This window comes from Mesorhizobium sp. CC13 (assembly GCF_039907765.1).
Lineage (GTDB): Bacteria > Pseudomonadota > Alphaproteobacteria > Rhizobiales > Rhizobiaceae > Aminobacter.
Genome location: NZ_JARDJI010000002.1, coordinates 524,172 through 540,854, shown reverse-complemented (window position 1 = coordinate 540,854; position 16,683 = coordinate 524,172). Strand labels below are relative to the sequence as shown.

Annotated in this window: 15 protein-coding genes; 2 read left to right on the top strand and 13 right to left on the bottom strand. The window is 66.5% G+C overall.

Annotated elements, in window-relative coordinates:
• Positions 1–50: 50 nt before the first annotated feature.
• From hflX to dusB, 9 genes are all read right to left on the bottom strand, one after another.
• The gene (gene hflX, locus PV773_RS05700; protein ID WP_347965434.1) at positions 51–1,346 is read right to left on the bottom strand and encodes a GTPase HflX; all 1,296 of its coding nucleotides are present in this window, start codon (positions 1,344–1,346) and stop codon (positions 51–53) included.
• Positions 1,347–1,442: 96 nt separating this feature from the next.
• Positions 1,443–1,688 carry an RNA chaperone Hfq gene (gene hfq / locus PV773_RS05695; protein WP_018428055.1) on the bottom strand — a complete coding sequence of 82 codons (246 nt, stop codon included), beginning with the start codon at positions 1,686–1,688 and terminating at the stop codon, positions 1,443–1,445.
• A 140-nt stretch (positions 1,689–1,828) separates the two neighbouring features.
• Positions 1,829–2,692 carry a D-amino-acid transaminase gene (locus PV773_RS05690; protein ID WP_347965403.1) on the bottom strand — a complete coding sequence of 288 codons (864 nt, stop codon included), beginning with the start codon at positions 2,690–2,692 and terminating at the stop codon, positions 1,829–1,831.
• A 78-nt stretch (positions 2,693–2,770) separates the two neighbouring features.
• Positions 2,771–4,147: a Trk system potassium transporter TrkA gene (gene trkA / locus PV773_RS05685; protein WP_347965402.1), complete on the bottom strand. Its 1,377-nt coding sequence runs from the start codon at positions 4,145–4,147 to the stop codon at positions 2,771–2,773.
• A gap of 32 nt (positions 4,148–4,179) precedes the next feature.
• Complete coding sequence (locus PV773_RS05680) at positions 4,180–5,541, bottom strand: sigma-54 dependent transcriptional regulator (protein ID WP_347965401.1); 1,362 nt, start codon at positions 5,539–5,541, stop codon at positions 4,180–4,182.
• Entirely contained in the window at positions 5,531–7,819 is a 2,289-nt protein-coding gene (locus PV773_RS05675; RefSeq protein ID WP_347965400.1) for a PAS domain-containing sensor histidine kinase, read from the bottom strand. The genes PV773_RS05680 and PV773_RS05675 overlap by 11 nt, the downstream gene beginning before the upstream one ends.
• Positions 7,820–7,941: 122 nt before the next feature.
• A complete protein-coding gene (gene ntrC / locus PV773_RS05670; RefSeq protein ID WP_347965399.1) occupies positions 7,942–9,402 on the bottom strand; it encodes a nitrogen regulation protein NR(I) in 1,461 nt (486 codons plus the stop codon).
• Positions 9,399–10,532: a nitrogen regulation protein NR(II) gene (locus PV773_RS05665; protein WP_347965398.1), complete on the bottom strand. Its 1,134-nt coding sequence runs from the start codon at positions 10,530–10,532 to the stop codon at positions 9,399–9,401. Before PV773_RS05665 ends, ntrC begins: the two co-directional genes overlap by 4 nt.
• On the bottom strand, positions 10,529–11,557 hold the full coding sequence (dusB, locus tag PV773_RS05660; RefSeq protein WP_347965397.1) for a tRNA dihydrouridine synthase DusB: 1,029 nt from the start codon (positions 11,555–11,557) through the stop codon (positions 10,529–10,531). Before dusB ends, PV773_RS05665 begins: the two co-directional genes overlap by 4 nt.
• Positions 11,558–11,712: 155 nt before the next feature.
• On the opposite strand from dusB, the gene PV773_RS05655 reads away from it, so the two are divergent.
• On the top strand, positions 11,713–12,921 hold the full coding sequence (locus tag PV773_RS05655) for a bifunctional 2-C-methyl-D-erythritol 4-phosphate cytidylyltransferase/2-C-methyl-D-erythritol 2,4-cyclodiphosphate synthase (RefSeq protein WP_347965396.1): 1,209 nt from the start codon (positions 11,713–11,715) through the stop codon (positions 12,919–12,921).
• A complete protein-coding gene (locus tag PV773_RS05650) occupies positions 12,918–13,424 on the top strand; it encodes a CinA family protein (protein WP_347965395.1) in 507 nt (168 codons plus the stop codon). The genes PV773_RS05655 and PV773_RS05650 overlap by 4 nt, the downstream gene beginning before the upstream one ends.
• On the opposite strand, the gene PV773_RS05645 is transcribed toward PV773_RS05650, so the two are convergent.
• The 4 genes from PV773_RS05645 to lpdA all read right to left on the bottom strand — a co-directional run bounded on the left by PV773_RS05645 (position 13,409) and on the right by lpdA (position 16,674).
• Positions 13,409–13,861 carry a type II toxin-antitoxin system RatA family toxin gene (locus PV773_RS05645; RefSeq protein ID WP_347965394.1) on the bottom strand — a complete coding sequence of 151 codons (453 nt, stop codon included), beginning with the start codon at positions 13,859–13,861 and terminating at the stop codon, positions 13,409–13,411. The genes PV773_RS05650 and PV773_RS05645 overlap by 16 nt on opposite strands.
• A 13-nt stretch (positions 13,862–13,874) precedes the next feature.
• Positions 13,875–14,837, bottom strand: coding sequence for a lipoyl synthase (lipA, locus tag PV773_RS05640; protein WP_347965393.1), 963 nt, complete (start codon positions 14,835–14,837; stop codon positions 13,875–13,877).
• 9 nt (positions 14,838–14,846) lie between these two features.
• Positions 14,847–15,131 (bottom strand): GlsB/YeaQ/YmgE family stress response membrane protein, encoded by a 285-nt coding sequence (locus tag PV773_RS05635; RefSeq protein WP_347965392.1) that lies wholly within the window; start codon positions 15,129–15,131, stop codon positions 14,847–14,849.
• Between the two features lie 97 nt (positions 15,132–15,228).
• Positions 15,229–16,674 carry a dihydrolipoyl dehydrogenase gene (lpdA, locus tag PV773_RS05630; RefSeq protein ID WP_347965391.1) on the bottom strand — a complete coding sequence of 482 codons (1,446 nt, stop codon included), beginning with the start codon at positions 16,672–16,674 and terminating at the stop codon, positions 15,229–15,231.
• Positions 16,675–16,683: the final 9 nt, after the last annotated feature.

The following is a 16,683-nucleotide window of genomic DNA, read 5'->3' as shown; positions in this document are numbered from 1 at the left end:
GAACCACCTCCCCCCACTTCGCGGGGGCGAGGAACCCAAGCTGGAGCAGCTCAGTGCCTGCCCTTGCGCACGATCCGAGCCGCGATCTCTTCGCGGGCCGAGGCCGTGGCCCTGATGGTCATCGACACGCTGCCGTCGTCGTTGTCGGTGCGCGAGACGACGTCGCCATTGCGGTAGAGCCAGTCGATCTGGCCGAGCTGGCTCGGTTCGAGCATCACGTCGATCGTTTCCAGCTCGCCCGAGACCCGTTGCTCGATGAGCGCGGTCAGGGCCGGAATCCCCTCGCCCGTGATCGCCGAGATCGCGATCGGCGGCGTCCCGCGGTCGCCGGAGCTGTCCGAAAGCAGGCGCTCGCGATTGCCCTCGTCGAGCTGGTCGATCTTGTTCCAGACTTCGATGACGCGGTCGGTATCGCCGGCATCGACGCCGAGATCGGCCAGGATGCGCTCGACGTCGTCGGCCTGGGCTGCCGTGTCGGGATCGGAAATGTCGCGGAGGTGGATGACGAGATCGGCCTCGACCACCTCTTCGAGGGTGGCGCGGAAGGCGGCGATCAGGTGCGTCGGCAGGTCGGAGATGAAGCCGACCGTGTCGGACAGGATGATCGGCGTGCCGTGCGGCAGCCGCACCCGCCGCAGCGTCGGGTCGAGCGTGGCGAACAGCATGTCCTCGGCGAGAACGCCGGCGCCGGTCAGCCGGTTGAACAGCGTCGACTTGCCGGCATTGGTGTAGCCGACGATGGCGACGACCGGGAACGGCACCTTGCGGCGCTTGGCGCGGTGCAGGTCGCGGGTGCGGCGCACCGTCTCCAGCTCGCGCTTGAGCTTGAGTATCTTTTCCTGGAGCGCGCGCCGGTCGGCCTCGATCTGGGTTTCGCCGGGACCGCCGAGGAAGCCGGCACCGCCGCGCTGGCGCTCGAGGTGGGTCCAGCTGCGCACCAGCCGGCCCTTCTGGTAATTGAGGTGAGCGAGCTCGACCTGCAGCGTGCCTTCCTTGGTGCGGGCGCGGCGGCCGAAGATTTCGAGGATCAGGCCGGTGCGGTCGAGCACCTTGGCGTTCATCTCTTTTTCGAGGTTGCGCTGCTGCACCGGCGTCAGCGGATGGTCGACGATGACCAGCTCGGCGCCGCGCTCCTTCACGATCTCGGCGAACTCCTCGACCTTGCCGCTGCCGAGCAGGGTTGCCGGCCGTGGTTCGGCGACCGCCACGACGGCCGTGTGCACCGGCTCGAGATCGATTGCCTTGGTCAGGCCCACGGCCTCGTCATGGCGCGCGTCGGACGAGCGCGACAGGCGTGGCCGCGCGCCGTCGTCGTCACCCTTGGCCTGGCGCGTGAGCACCGGCACGATGACGACCGCACGCGTGGGGGCTTTGTCGCCCCCTACCGAATCGGGTCCGTTGCTGGCACCGGCCTTGGAGCCGGAATTCCTATCGCGCGCCAATCAGCCGCCCTGGCTTTCCTCGCCGTCGAACATCTGAACCGGCTGGCTCGGCATGATCGTCGAGATGGCATGCTTGTAGACGAGCTGGGAATGTCCGTCGCGGCGCAACAAAACACAGAAGTTGTCGAAGGAGGTCACGACCCCGGTCAACTTCACGCCGTTAATGAGGAAAATGGTGAGTGGGTTTTTGCTCTTACGAACTGAATTCAGGAAAAGGTCCTGAAGATTCTGCGATCGTTCCGCCATTGTTTTTTTCTTTCGCCGATCCCTGTCTGCCCGCCAATGCGCCAAATTACACGGCCCATGTCAAGCCGGCAGACACCCCCTTGCCACAACCTGCAGCAAGCTGAACGAGATGAATTTAACCATTTACGCCCAAGCGGTTATCAGGCTTGGATTTTTTCCGCAACGTCAAAAAACGCCTCGCGCAGGGAAAGTGCCACCGAGCCGGGATGGCCGTTGGCGACCGGCTGGCCGTCGATCGCGACGATCGGCATGACCAGCGTCGTCGCCGCGGTGATGAAAGCCTCGCGCGCCGCCTTGGCCTCGTCGACGGTGAAGCCGCGCTCCTCGACCCTGAGGCCGAGCTTTGCCGCCACTTCCATCAGCGTGGTGCGGGTGACGCCCCTGAGGATGCCGTGGTCGGCCGGCCGGGTGACAAGCCGGCCGTCCTTGGTGACGATCCAGGCATTGGTCGCCGCACCTTCCTTGACCGTGCCGTCGGGATCGACGAACCAGGCTTCCTGGGCGCCGGCTTCCTTTGCCTGCTGGCGCGCCAGCACGTTGGGCAGCAGGCCGACCGACTTGATGTCGACCCTGTCCCAACGGTTTTCCGGAACCGTGATCACCTTGAGGCCGGCCGCTACCTTCCTGGCGGCGGCGGCCGGGTCGGTGCGCTTGGCGGTCACGACCAGCGCGGGGCGGGTTCCGGCCAGCGGGAAGACGTGATCGCGCGGCGCCACCCCGCGGGTGACCTGCAGGTAGACCATGCCGTTGACGACGCGGTTGCGGCGGATGACCTCGCGCATGATGTGGACCAGCGCGGCCCGCTTGAGCGGCCAGTCGATGCGCAGCTCGGACAGCGAGCGGTCGAGCCTGTCGAGATGCCGCTTGCTGTCGACGATGAAGCCGCGGGCCACCTCGCAGACCTCGTAGACGCCGTCGGCGAACTGGTAGCCGCGGTCCTCGATGTGCACGCTGGCATAGGCATGCGGGAGATAGCGGCCGTTGACATAGGCGATGCGCGGCATGAATTCGAACCCCTCGGCAAGTTTGCGGCGTTCTACCCGATCCCGGCCGGGCAGCAACGGAGATACTGGTGATCCAGGTCAGAAGAATTCCAGGCTGACACGGAACATCTGCTCGACCTGCTTGACCGCCTTGTCGAGCGCGAAGATGACGACGCGATCCTTCGGCCTGATCTTGACCGAGCCCCCCGGCTTGATGACCTGGCCATCCCGGTAGATCGCGCCGATGCGCATGCCGTCGGGCAGTTCGAGGTCGCGCAGCTGGGCTCCGACCAGCGGCGAGGTCTCGAGCGCCTCGGCCTCGATGATCTCGGCGGCTCCCCGCTGCACCGAATGCACCTGCCGGATGCGGCCGCGGCGGACATGCTGGAGCACGCGCGAAATGGTGACGGCGCTCGGATTGACATAGGCGTCGATGCCCAGCGACTTGGTCAGGTCGTGATAGGACGGGCTGTTGATGAGCGCCAGATTGCCCTTGCAGCCCAGACGCTTGGCCATGACGCTCGACAGGATGTTGACCTGGTCGTTGTTGGTCAGCGCCACCATGAGGTCGGCGTCCTGGATGTCGGCCTCGAGCAGGAGCTTCTGGTCGAGCGCGCTGCCGTTGAGCACCACCGTGCGGCGCAGCGCATCCGCCGCCTTCACCGCACGCTCCTTGCTGGCCTCGATGATTTTGATCCTGGTGCGCCCCTGACGCTGCTCGATGGTGCGCGCGACATAGAGCCCGATATTGCCGCCGCCGGCGATGACGATGCGCGTCGCTTCCTGTTCGTCGTGGCCGAACAGGCCGAGCGTGCGGCGCACCTGGTCCTTGGTGGTGACGACATAGGCGAGATCGCCGACCATGAGCTGGTCGGCCGAATGCGGGATGAACAGCTGGCCGTTGCGGCTGACGCCGACCACCGTCGATGGCAGGTCGGGGAAAAGCTCCGTGAGCTGGCCCAGCGGCGTGTTGATGACGGGGCAATCGTCGAGGCACTCGATCGCCACCATGACGATGCGGTTCTCGGCGAAGCGCACGACGTCGGTGGCGCCCGGCAGGGTGATGCGCCGAAGCACCATCTCGCCGACCTCGAGTTCCGGCGAAATGATGACGTCGATCGGCAGGTGGTCGCGCGAGAACAGATCCTGGTAGTGCGGCTGCAGATAGGCCTGGGAGCGGATGCGCGCCACCTTCATCGGCACGTTGAACAGCGCGTGCGCGACCTCGCAGGCGACAATGTTGACCTCGTCGAACAAGGTGACGGCGATGATCATGTCGGCGTTCTGGGCGCCCGCGGCCTCCAGCACCTCCGGATGCGAGCCGTGACCGACATAGCCGCGGACGTCGAGTGAATCGCGGACCGACTGGATCAGCTCCGGCGCCGTATCGATGATCGAGACGTCGTTCTTCTCGGCCGCCAGCCGTTCGGCGATGCCGTAGCCGACCTGCCCCGCTCCGCAGATGATCACGCGCATGTGGGATGTCTATCCTAGCTGGCCGGCGGCGTTCAGACGCCCAGCGACTTCAGTTTGCGGTGCAGGGCGGAGCGTTCCATGCCGATGAACTCGGCCGTCTTGGAGATGTTGCCGCCGAAGCGGTTGATCTGGGCGATGAGATATTCCTTCTCGAACATCTCGCGCGCCTCCCTGAGCGGCAGCGCCATGATGTGCTGGTCGGACTGGCTCGGCGCGCGCGGCATGACGTCGCCGATCTCGGACGGCAGGAGGTCGGCGGTGATCGGCGCCTCCGGATCGTCGCCGCGGGCGAGGATGAGCAGCCGCTCGATGTTGTTGCGCAGCTGGCGGACGTTGCCCGGCCAGTTGTGGGCCTGGAGCACGGCCAGCGCGTCGTCGCCGATGCGGCGCGGCTTGATGCCCGCCTGCTTGGCCATCTGCTTCATGAAGTTGTCGACGAGATAGGGAATGTCCTCGCGCCGCTCGGCGAGCCCCGGCACCATCACCGGGACGACGGCCAGGCGATGGTAGAGATCCTCGCGGAACCGCCCCTCGGCGATCATCGCCTCGAGATTCTGCGCCGTCGACGAGATGATGCGCACGTCGACCCTGACACGCTTGGTGCCGCCGACGCGCTCGAACTGCTGGTCGACCAGCACGCGCAGGATCCTGTTCTGCGTCTCGCGCGGCATGTCGGCGACCTCGTCGAGATAGAGGATGCCCTGATGCGCCTCCTCCAGCGCGCCGACCTTGCGCTCGCCACCGTTCGATTCGGTGCCGAACAGCTCGATCTCCATACGCTCGGGCGTGATCGTCGCGGCGTTCAGCGTCACGAACGGCCCCGCCTTGCGGCCCGAATGCGCGTGGATGGCGCGCGCCACCATCTCCTTGCCCGAACCGGACGGCCCGATGATCATCACGCGGCTGTTGGTCGGGGCGACGCGATCGATGGTCTGGCGCAGCTGGCTCATCGCCGAGGACATGCCGATCAGGTCCTGGGTGTCGCCGCTGCGCATCTTGAGCTCGGAGACTTCGCGCCTGAGCTTGGAGGTCTCGAGCGCGCGCTCGGCAATCAGGATCAGCCGGTCGGCCTTGAACGGCTTCTCGATGAAATCGTAGGCGCCGCGCCGGATCGCCGAAACGGCGGTCTCGATGTTGCCGTGGCCCGAGATCATCACCACCGGCAGATTGGGGTGCAACGTCTTGATCTCGTCGAGCAGGGCCAGCCCGTCCAGCCGCGAGCCCTGCAGCCAGATGTCCAGGAACACCAGGCGCGGCGCGCGATCGGCGATCGCGGCGAGCGCGCTGTCGGCATCGAACGCGGTGCGGGTTTCGTGGCCCTCGTCGCTCAGGATGCCGGCGACCAGTTCACGGATGTCTTCCTCGTCGTCGACGATGAGAATATCAGACGCCATTTCCGACCTTTTCGTTTTGTCCGTCCTGCGCTGCGTCTCCGGCATCGGCCGAGGGGGCCTCTTCGGCCGCCGCAGGCAAGATCATGCTGATCATCGCGCCGCGGCCGCCGTGGAAATCGGCAGGCGCGTCGTGAAGCTCCAATCTTCCGCCATGGTCCTCGACGATCTTCTTGACGATAGCGAGGCCGAGGCCCGTGCCTTTTTCGCGCGTCGTCATATAAGGCTCGAGCAGGCGCTGGCGGTTCTCCCGCGGCAGGCCCTTGCCGTTGTCGATGACATCGATGCGGATCGTCCGGCCCTCCCGCCTGGCGCGGATCCTGATGACGCCGCGCTCGCCGATCTGGCGTTCCACGGCCTCGATGGCCTCGGCGGCGTTCTTGATGACATTGCCGAAGGCCTGCGCCATCAGCCGGCTGTCGAACGTACCCTTGAGCGGTCCGGGCGGCACGTCGCGTTCGAAGGCGATGTCCGAACGGCTCACCTCGACCAGGAACGAGGCCTCGCGCAGCGGCTCGCGGATGTCGACGACCTTCATTTCCGGCTTCGGCATGCGCGCGAACGCCGAGAATTCGTCGACCATGCGGCCGATGTCGCCGACCTGGCGGATGATGGTGTCGGTGCACTGGTCGAAGACCTCGCGGTCCTCGGTGATGACCTTGCCGTAGCGGCGGCGGATGCGCTCGGCCGACAGCTGGATCGGCGTCAGCGGGTTCTTGATCTCGTGGGCGATGCGCCGCGCCACGTCCGCCCAGGCAGAGGTCCGCTGAGCTGTGACCAGGTCGGTGATGTCGTCGACGGTCACGACGAAGGACTTGTCGTCGGTTTCCTTGTCGCCCTCTTCCACGGTGACCTGCACGTTGAAGGTGCGCTCCGCCCCGGCACGGTAGAAGGTGACCTGCTCGCGATAGACCGGGCGTCCCGACCTGCGGCCGATCTCGAAGACGCGGCCGACATGCGGCAGGAGGACCGAGAGGTTCTGGCCGAGCGAGGCATCGGCCGGCAGCGCCAGCATGGCCTCGGCGGACCGGTTGACGATGGTGATGCTGCCGTAGGGGTCGACGCCGATGACGCTGGCGGTGACGCCCGAGAGCACGGCTTCCGAGAAACGCCGCCGCTCGTCGATGACGTCCTTGGCCGTCAGGATCTCGTTGCGCTGCGACTTGAGTTCCTGCAGCATCTTGTTGAACGTGCCCGCAAGCGCCGCCACGTCGCCGTCCGACGGCCGCACCGGAACCGAGACGTCGAGATTGCCGGTGGCGACCTCGTCGGCAGCGCCGATGAGCTGCCGGATCGGCCGCACCAGCCGGTCGGCGACGGCGATGCCGGTCCAGATGGCCGAAAGCACCACGATCAGCGTCAGGCCGAGGTAGAGCAAGGCGAAGGCGATCTGCGTGGTGCGCCGGTTGGCGCCGAGGTCGCGATACTCCTCGGTGTTGGCCGTCACGATCTGGCGCGCCCTGATCACGTCGGGGTCGACCAGGCGGATGGTGTAGAGGTAGAGCCCGTCGATCTCCCGCAGCTTGATGATCGCGCCGACGATGTTGCGCGTCCTCGGATCGATCAGCACCGGCTTGCCGTCGGCAGCGGCTTCCACCGCCGCTGCCGGCGGCTCCGGCATGGCAAAGTCGGCGCCCGTCTTGGCGCTCATGACGAAGGAGCCGTCGGGCTTGATCAGGGCTGCGTGGGCGAGCGCGCGCAGCTGCGCCTGCCTGCCCATGAAATCGAGGAAGCCGCCGCGGTCGAGGCCATAGAGCGACCGCGCATTGTCGAGGTCGTTGGCCATCGACAGCGTGGTGTTCTGCAGGTTGCGGGCGTTTTCCTGCACATAGGCTTCGGCGATCGACAGCGACGAATTGACGATCGTCTTGGTGCGGATCTCGAACCAGCGGTCGAGGCCGATGTTGAGCGTGATCGAGGCGACGATGGCGACGAGCAGCGCCGGCAGCGCCGCCACCAGCGCGAACATGGTGACGATGCGCACATGCAGGCGTGACGCCGCCTTGCCGTGGCGACGCGCCATGACGATGCGGCGCACCTCGAAGACGATCAGCCCGACGAGGATCAGGACAAAGCCGGCATTGATGGCGATCAGCGTCAACGTGGTCGTCGAATCGGGCGTGATCGGCGTCACGCCGACGAGAATGGCAAACGAGACCGCGGCCGTGACCAGGGCCGCGGCGATCGCCACCACGCCCGGAAGCGCGAGCAGCCGGCGGCCGTCCTGCGCGCCGCGCGGGCTAAAGATCGGTTGCTTCAGAGATGGAGTCTGAATCGCCATGCTGCCTTGTTGAGACGCGAATGCGTCACATCTATGCAACGCATTGTGGCGATTGTGCAACATTTCCGCCGCCGGCGAAAATGTTTCGTCGGCCTATCGACAGCTGGACTCGGCGGTGGCGATCAGCTGAGGCGCGACGATTTGTAGACGTTGACGCCGAGTTCGCGGATCTTCTTGCGCAGCGTGTTGCGGTTGAGCCCCAGGAGCTCGGCCGCCTTGATCTGGTTGCCGCGCGTCGCCGTCATCGAGGCGAGCACCAGCGGATATTCGACTTCCGCGAGGATCCGCTGGTAGAGGCCCGGCGGCGGCAGTTCGCCGGCGAACATGGCGAAGTAGCGCTGCAGGAAATGCTCGACGGCCTGGCCGACCGACAGGTCGTCGGGGATGAGATTGCCGCCGGGCATGACCGGCTGCTGCTCGCCGGTCTTGAGCTCCGCCTCGATGATCTCGGCCGAAATCTCGTCCTGGGGATAGAGTGCCGCCAGGCGCCGCACCAGGTTCTCGAGCTCGCGCACGTTGCCCGGCCAGGGATAGCGCTTCATCAGCTCCACGCCGGCGACGGAAATGCGCTTGGCCTGCAGGCCCTCGTTCATGCCCTGCTTGAAGAAATGGCGCACAAGATCCGGAATATCCTCGGCTCTTTCACGCAAGGCGGGCAGCCGCAGCGGCACCACGTTGAGGCGGTAGAACAGGTCCTCGCGGAACAGGCCCTGGTTGATCAGCGTACGCAGGTCCTTGTTGGTGGCGGCGACGATGCGGACGTCGGTCTTGATCGGGGTGCGCCCGCCGACGGTGGTGTATTCGCCCTGCTGCAGCACGCGCAGCAGCCGGGTCTGGGCCTCCATCGGCATGTCGCCGATCTCGTCGAGGAACAGCGTGCCGCCTTCGGCCTGCTCGAAACGGCCGGTCGAGCGGTTCTGCGCGCCGGTGAAGGCACCCTTTTCGTGGCCGAACAGCTCCGATTCGATCAGGTCGCGCGGGATGGCGGCCATGTTGATCGCCACGAACGGGCCGCTGCGGCGCCGGCCATACTCATGCAGCGCGCGCGCCACCAGTTCCTTGCCGGTGCCCGACTCGCCGGTGATCATGACCGTGAGGTCGGTCTGCATCATGCGCGCCAGCATGCGATAGATGTCCTGCATCGCCGCCGAGCGGCCGACCAGCGGCATGGCGTCGGGCTGCTCGTCGTGGCGCGCGTCGAGCTTGGGCCGCCGCGGCTCGGCGAGCGCGCGGTTGACGATCGAGAGCAGCTCGGTCAGGTCGAAGGGTTTTGGCAGATATTCGTAGGCGCCGGTCTCGGACGCGCGGATCGCGGTCATGAAGGTGTTCTGCGCGCTCATGACGATGACCGGCAGCTCCGGCCGCGCCTTCTTGATGCGCGGCAGCATGTCGAAGGCGTTCTCGTCGGGCATCACCACGTCGGTGATGACGAGGTCGCCCTCGCCCGCCGCCACCCAGCGCCACAGCGTGGCGGCATTCGACGTCACCCGCACGTCGTGGCCCATGCGCGACAGCGCCTGGTTGAGCACCGTGCGGATGGCGGCGTCGTCGTCGGCGACGAGGATGTTTCCGCGCTGGCTCATGCGTGATCTCCCTGGATGTCGGCGTCCGGCGCCTGCAACTCCTTCCAGGCGGGCAACAGGATGCGGAAGGTGGTGCCACGCGGGGTCGAATCGCATTCGATCACCCCGCCATGGTCGCCGACGATCTTGGCGACGAGCGCTAGACCAAGGCCCGAGCCGTTGGGCTTGGTGGTGATGAAGGGGTCGAACAGGATCGGCAGGATGTCTTCGGAGACGCCTGGCCCGTTGTCGTGGACGCAGAATTCGAGCGGCAGCGACACGCGGTCCTGGGTGCCGGGGATCGACATGCGGATGCCGGAGCGGAAGGCGGTAGACAGCGTGATCTCGCCGCCCGGCTGGTGGCCGATGGCCTCGGCGGCGTTCTTCACCAGGTTGAGGAAGACCTGCACCAGCTGGTCGCGGTTGGCATAGACCGGAGGCAACGACGGGTCGTAATCCTCCAATATCTTGATGCCGTTGGCAAAACCGTTGCGGGCAATGGCCTTCACATGGTCGAGCACGACGTGGATGTTGACCGGATAGCGGTCGATCGGGCGCTCGTCCGAAAACACCTCCATGCGGTCGACGAGGGCCACGATGCGGTCGGTTTCGTCGGTGATCAGCCGCGTCAGCGCCCGGTCCTCGTCGGAGGCGGAGAGTTCGAGCAGCTGGGCCGCGCCGCGAATGCCCGAGAGCGGGTTCTTGATCTCGTGCGCCAGCATGGCGGCGAGGCCCGTCACCGAACGCGCCGCACCCCGGTGCGTCATCTGGCGGTCGATCTTGTCGGCCACCGAGCGCTCCTGCAGCATCAGCACCACCGATCCCCGCAGTTCCGGCACCGGCGACACGTAGATGTCGACCATCTTCTCGATGCCGAGGCGCGGCGAGGAGACGTCGACGCGGTACTCGTTGACCGGCGTGTTGCGCTCGCGCACCTGCTCGACCAGCGTCAGGATCGGGCTGCCGAAGGGGACGAAGCGGGACAGCTCGCTGCGCGCCAGCACGGCGGCGCTGGAGCGGAAGAAGTCCTCGGCGTCGGCGTTGGCGAAGGTGATGAAGTTGTCGCGCCCGATCATGATGACGGGGCGGCGGATCGTGTTGAGCACGATCTGCGCGGCATCGGCGGCGGCCGGAACCATGCTGGAGCTCATGCCGCATTCCTTTCGGGCAAACTTCCACCGAACGACGCAAGGGCTTCACGCAACGACGAAATCACCTGTTTTGGTTCGAAGGATGTGAGCACCCCGCGACGCAGATCGTCCGACACGTCGCGGGTATGTCGCTCGAGATACCAGCCGAGGTGCTTGCGTGCCTGGCGCAGGCCGCTTTCGGTGCCATAGAGCGCGAGCATGTCTTCGTAATGGGCAACGACATAGTCAGCCAATTCAGCTGCGGACGCCGGCACGCCGGCAGCCGTCCCCCCTTGAGCGGCAGCGGCGATCGCGCCCGCCGTCCAGGGCGCTCCATAATGCGAACGCCCCGCCATCACGGCATCGGCGCCCGACTGCGAAAGAATTTCGGCCGCGTCCTCGGGCGTGGCGACGTCGCCATTGGCGACCACGGGAATGCTCACTGCCTGCTTGACGCGGGCGATCGCGCGCCAGTCGGCCCTGCCCTGGTAGAACTGGCAGCGCGTGCGGCCATGCACGGTCACCATCCTGACGCCGGCCTGTTCGGCGCGACGGGCGAGTTCCGGAGCGTTAAGTGCGTCGTCGTCCCAGCCGAGCCGCATCTTGACGGTGACCGGCACCTCGACCGCCCCGACCACCGCATCGATCAGCGTCAGCGCGAAGTCGAGATCGCGCATCAGCGCCGAGCCGGCATAGCCGCCGGTCACCTTCTTGGCCGGGCATCCCATGTTGATATCGATTACATCGGCACCTTCGCCGGCGGCGATGCGGGCGCCCTCGGCCATATGGGCGGCCTCGCGTCCGGCAAGCTGCACCATGTGGACCGGCAGGCCGGAATGGCGGATGCGGAAGCCGCTGGAGCCCCGCCCCTTGGCGAGCTCGCCGCTGGCGACCATCTCGGAAACGACGAGGCCGGCGCCATGTGCATGGGCGCGCGTGCGGAACGCCTCGTCGGTCACGCCCGACATCGGCGCCAGGAACACGCGGTTGCGGATCGTCACGTCGCCGATCGACAACGGTTCGCCGAGTTTCGCCAGATCAATCATGCACAAAAACAAAGCATCATTCGCCTCTGCACAATGAGTAGACAGGTTCGCCCTATTGTGCAACTGCGAAATGACAGCCGAATGAGGCGCTTTCGGGATTCCTCTGGCCTTCTACGATGCGCGCGACTAAGCCTCACCTCATGAACGACAGAGCCTTGCCTAAAAGCCGCCAGCCAAACGTCGCCGCCGTCATCGTCGCGGCCGGACGCGGCGAGCGCGCCGGCCAGGCCGACGGCCCCAAGCAATATCGCAGGATCGGCGGCAAGGCCGTCATCTGGCACACGCTCAAGGCATTTCTCGAGCATCCGCGGATCGGCCCGGTGGCGGTCGCCATCCATGCCGACGACGCCGAACTTTTCGCCGTGGCCGCGGGAGAATACGCCGCCCGCGTCACGACTGTCGTCGGCGGCGCGACGCGGCAGGATTCGACCCGCTTCGCCCTGCTCGCGATCAAGGACGCGGCCCCCGCCGCGGTCCTGATCCATGACGGGGTCCGGCCCTTCGTCGGCGCCGAGGTCATCGACAGGACGATCGCCGGCATCGACGACAAGCACGGCTCGCTGCCGTCGCTGCCCGTTTCCGACACGCTGAAGAAGGAAGCCTTCGACCGCACCGTGGCGGAGACGGTGCCGCGCGCCGGCCTTCATTCGGCGCAGACGCCGCAGGGTTTTCCGTTCGTGCCGATCTTTGCCGCGCACCAGCGCGCCTTCGCGGCCGGGCGCAGCGACTTCACCGACGATGCCGCCATCGCGGAATGGGCAGGCATTCCCGTCCGGCTGGTGCTCGGCTCGCCCGACAACGTCAAACTCACCTGGGCACGGGACATCACCATGGCCGACCAGCGCCTTTCCGGCCAGATGCCGCATTTTCCCGACGTCCGCACCGGCAACGGCTATGACGTGCACTCCTTCGAGGCCGGCGACCACGTCACCCTGTGCGGCGTGAATATCCCGCATTCGAAGAAGCTCAACGGCCACTCCGACGCCGATGTCGGCCTGCACGCGCTGACCGACGCGCTGCTCGCCACCTGCGGCGCCGGCGACATCGGCACGCATTTCCCGCCTTCCGATCCGCAGTGGAAGGGGGCGGCCTCGCGCCTGTTCGTCGAGCATGCGGCGGCCATCGTGCGCTCGCGCGGCGGCCGCATCGCCAATGCCGACATCACGCTGATCTGCGAGGCGCCGCGCGTCGGACCGCACCGGGCGGCGATGACGGCCGAGCTCTCCGATATGCTGCACATCGCGCCCGAGCGCATCTCGATCAAGGCCACGACCAACGAGAAGCTGGGCTTCGTCGGCCGCGAGGAAGGCATCGCGGCGATCGCCACGGCAAGCGTGGTCTATCCGGGCGAGCTGCCGGAATGAGCGACACCAGCGCGCTTGCCGCCGCCCTGCTCGAAGCCTGCGAGGCGCGCGGCCTGATGATCGCGACCGCCGAGAGCTGCACGGGCGGCATGATTGTCGCGGCCCTGACCGACATCGCCGGCTCGTCGGCCGTGGTCGACCGCGGCTTCGTCACCTATTCCAACGAAGCGAAGATGGAGATGATCGGCGTCTCCGAGGCGACGCTCAAGGCGCACGGAGCGGTCTCGCGCGAAACGGCGCTCGAGATGGCCGCCGGCGCTCTCGCCCATTCGCGCGCAAGCCTCGCGCTCGCCGTCACCGGCATTGCCGGCCCGGGCGGCGGCTCGGCCGAAAAGCCGGTCGGCCTCGTCTGGTTCGGAGTTGCCCGAAAGGGCATGCCGGCGGAGGCCGAGTTCCGCCTGTTCGACGACAAGGGCCGCGACTTCATCCGCCACGAAACGGTGAGGACGGCGCTGGGGCTGGGGTTGAAGGCTACGGGCCAGGCCGGCTACGCGGCCCCGTAGATCGCGTCCGCACGCTTCTCGAAGGCTTCCGCGAACATGCGGAAGGCGCGGTCGAACATCGTGCCCATCAGCGCGCCGAGGATGCGGCTCTTGAACTCGTAGTCGATGAAGAACTCGACTTCCGAACCGCCGCCGGGCGCGCCGACGAATTTCCACTCGTTGGTGAGGTAGCGGAACGGCCCGTCGAGATATTTGACGTCGATGGTGTGTTCGGTCGGCGTCAGCAGCACCTGGGTCGTGAAGGTCTCGCGGATCGCCTTGTAGCCCACGGTCATGTCGGCCACGAGGACTTCGCGGCCGTCGCGCTCGCGGCGGGTGCGCACGTTGAGCGCCTCGCACAAGGGTAGGAACTCGGGATATTTCTCGATATCGGCCACGAGGGCGAACATCTCGTCCGGCGAGTGGCCGACGTGGCGCGTGGTCTCGAACTTCGGCATCCGCTGGCGAACGTCAGGCCCGCTTCGCCAGCATCGCCTCGCGCGCGGCGCGCAGCTTGGCGAAGTCGTCGCCGGCATGGTGCGACGAGCGCGTCAGCGGGCTGGACGCCACGAGCAGGAAGCCCTTGGTCCTGCCGATGGTGGCGTAGGATTCGAATTCTTCCGGGGTGACGAACTTCTTGACCGGATGATGCTTCTTCGACGGCTGCAGGTACTGGCCGATGGTCATGAAGTCGACATTGGCCGTGCGCAGGTCGTCCATCAGCTGCAGCACCTCGTTCCGCTCCTCGCCGAGGCCGACCATGATGCCGGACTTGGTGAAGATCGACGGATCGAACTCCTTGACCCGCTGCAGGAGGCGGATCGAATGGAAATAGCGCGCGCCGGGACGAACAGTCAGGTAGTTCGACGGCACGGTTTCGAGATTGTGGTTGAAGACGTCCGGCTTGGCGGCGACGACGATCTCGAGCGCGCCCTCCTTGCGCAGGAAGTCTGGCGTCAGGATCTCGATGGTCGTCTGCGGCGTCAGCCGGCGGATAGCGTGGATCACGTCGGCGAAATGCCGGGCGCCGCCGTCGGCGAGATCGTCGCGGTCGACCGAGGTGATGACGACATGTGTCAGGCCCATCTGGGCGACGGCCTTGGCGACGCTCTCCGGCTCGTTGGGATCGAGCGCGGTCGGGATACCGGTGGCGACGTTGCAGAAGGCGCAGGCGCGGGTGCAGATCTCGCCCATGATCATGAAGGTGGCGTGCTTCTTTTCCCAGCACTCGCCGATGTTGGGGCAGCCGGCCTCCTCGCACACAGTGACCAGCTTGTGCGACTTCACGATCTCGCGCGTTTCCTGGTAGCCGCGCGAGACCGGCGCCTTGACGCGGATCCAGTCGGGCTTGCGCAGAACCTCCTGGTCGGGCCGGTGGGCCTTTTCGGGGTGCCGCGCGCGCGGACGGTCTTTGAGATCGAGCACAGTGACCATCGGTTCTTCCTACTGAGGCCGCGGCGGTTGCGAGCGGCCGAAAATCCAGAGCAGCAGTATCGCGCCGGCGATGGCGACGATGAGGTTGCCCGCGAACCCGTAATAATTGATGCCGAGCAGCCCCGCCAGTGTGCCGCCGACAAATGATCCGGCAACGCCCACCAGCATGTTGGTGAGGAAGCCGTGGTCGCGGTTCATGGTGCGTTCGGCGACATAGCCGGCCAGGAAGCCGATGAGCAGCATGCCGAAGAACCCGACACCGGGCATGCCGAGAATTCCGTAGCTTGGCTCCATCGCTCCTCTCCGGCCAGGTCTCGCCCGGCCCACAGACACGCAGCCCAGCATATAGTGCCAACCGGCGCGCCGCGAAAGGCGCGCCGGCGCCTGGCCGCTATGCGTTGAGCGCACGCCCGTAGGCGTCGAGCACGCTTTCCTTCATCATTTCCGACAGCGTCGGGTGCGGGAAGACCGAGTGCATCAGCTCTTCCTCGGTCGTCTCCAGGTTCATGGCGACAACGAAGCCCTGGATCAGCTCGGTGACCTCGGCGCCGATCATGTGGGCGCCGAGCAGCTGGCCGGTCTTCTTGTCGAAGATGGTCTTGATGAAACCCTGGTCCTCGCCGAGCGCGATGGCCTTGCCGTTGGCGCCGAACTGGAAGCGGCCGACGCGGATGTCATGGCCGGCTTCCTTGGCCTTGGCCTCGGTGAGGCCGACGGAGGCGACCTGCGGGTTGCAGTAGGTGCAGCCCGGGATCTTCGACTTGTCGAGCGCGTGCACGCCCGGCAGGCCGGCGATCTTCTCGACGCAGATGACGCCCTCGTGCTCGGCCTTGTGGGCGAGCATGGGCGGGCCGGCGACGTCGCCGATGGCGTAGACGCCCGGCACGTTGGTGCGGCCGTAGCCGTCGACCACCACGCAGCCGCGGTCGGTCTTCACGCCGAGCACTTCCAGGCCGAGATTCTCGATGTTGCCCTGAACGCCGACGGCCGAGATCAGGCGGTCGGCGGTGATCTTCTCGACCTTGCCGTCCTTCATCTCGACATGGGCGGTGACCGAGTTGGCGCCCTTCTCGACCTTGGTGACCTTGGCGTCGAGGATGATCTTCATCCCCTGCTTCTCGAACTGCTTCTTGGCGAAGGTGGAGACCTCGGCATCCTCGACCGGCATGACCTGCGGCAGGAGCTCAACCACGGTCACCTCTGCGCCCATGGTGCGGTAGAAGCTGGCGAATTCGATACCGATGGCGCCCGAGCCCATGACGACCAGCGACTTCGGCATCTCCTGCGGCACCATGGCCTCGAAATAGGTCCAGATCAGCTTGCCGTCCGGCTCGATGCCCGGCAGCGCGCGCGGCCGCGCGCCGGTGGCCAGGATGATGTGCTTGGCGGTGTAGGTGCCCTCGCCCTTGGTGTTCTTGGGCGCCGGATGCTGCGGCTCCATCGGCTTCTTCGACGACTTGGAGACGACGATCTCGCCCGGCTTGGTGAGCTTGGCCTCGCCCCAGATAACGTCGACCTTGTTCTTCTTCATCAGGAAGCCGACGCCGCCATTGAGGCGGGCGGAGACGCCGCGCGAACGCTCGACCACCGCCTTGACGTCGGCGGTCACGGTGCCGTCGATCTTGAGGCCGTAGTTCTTGGCGTGCTCGGCATAGTGCTTGATCTCGGCCGAACGCAGCAGCGCCTTGGTCGGGATGCAGCCCCAGTTTAGGCAGATGCCGCCGAGATGTTCGCGCTCGACGATCGCGGTCTTGAAGCCGAGCTGGGCGGCGCGGACCGCGGTGACATAACCGCCGGGGCCGGAGCCGATGATGATGACGTCGTAGTTCTCAGCCAAGGCGTTTCT

What these genes read in the sequence shown, in the direction of transcription:
- hfq (WP_018428055.1), bottom strand. Translation starts at nt 1,688, where the DNA reads ATGGCGGAACGATCGCAGAATCTTCAGGACCTTTTCCTGAATTCAGTT.
- PV773_RS05690 (WP_347965403.1), bottom strand. Translation starts at nt 2,692, where the DNA reads ATGCCGCGCATCGCCTATGTCAACGGCCGCTATCTCCCGCATGCCTAT.
- trkA (WP_347965402.1), bottom strand. Translation starts at nt 4,147, where the DNA reads ATGCGCGTGATCATCTGCGGAGCGGGGCAGGTCGGCTACGGCATCGCC.
- PV773_RS05680 (WP_347965401.1), bottom strand. Translation starts at nt 5,541, where the DNA reads ATGGCGTCTGATATTCTCATCGTCGACGACGAGGAAGACATCCGTGAA.
- PV773_RS05675 (WP_347965400.1), bottom strand. Translation starts at nt 7,819, where the DNA reads ATGGCGATTCAGACTCCATCTCTGAAGCAACCGATCTTTAGCCCGCGC.
- ntrC (WP_347965399.1), bottom strand. Translation starts at nt 9,402, where the DNA reads ATGAGCCAGCGCGGAAACATCCTCGTCGCCGACGACGACGCCGCCATC.
- PV773_RS05665 (WP_347965398.1), bottom strand. Translation starts at nt 10,532, where the DNA reads ATGAGCTCCAGCATGGTTCCGGCCGCCGCCGATGCCGCGCAGATCGTG.
- dusB (WP_347965397.1), bottom strand. Translation starts at nt 11,557, where the DNA reads ATGATTGATCTGGCGAAACTCGGCGAACCGTTGTCGATCGGCGACGTG.
- PV773_RS05650 (WP_347965395.1), top strand. Translation starts at nt 12,918, where the DNA reads ATGAGCGACACCAGCGCGCTTGCCGCCGCCCTGCTCGAAGCCTGCGAG.
- PV773_RS05645 (WP_347965394.1), bottom strand. Translation starts at nt 13,861, where the DNA reads ATGCCGAAGTTCGAGACCACGCGCCACGTCGGCCACTCGCCGGACGAG.
- lipA (WP_347965393.1), bottom strand. Translation starts at nt 14,837, where the DNA reads ATGGTCACTGTGCTCGATCTCAAAGACCGTCCGCGCGCGCGGCACCCC.
- PV773_RS05635 (WP_347965392.1), bottom strand. Translation starts at nt 15,131, where the DNA reads ATGGAGCCAAGCTACGGAATTCTCGGCATGCCCGGTGTCGGGTTCTTC.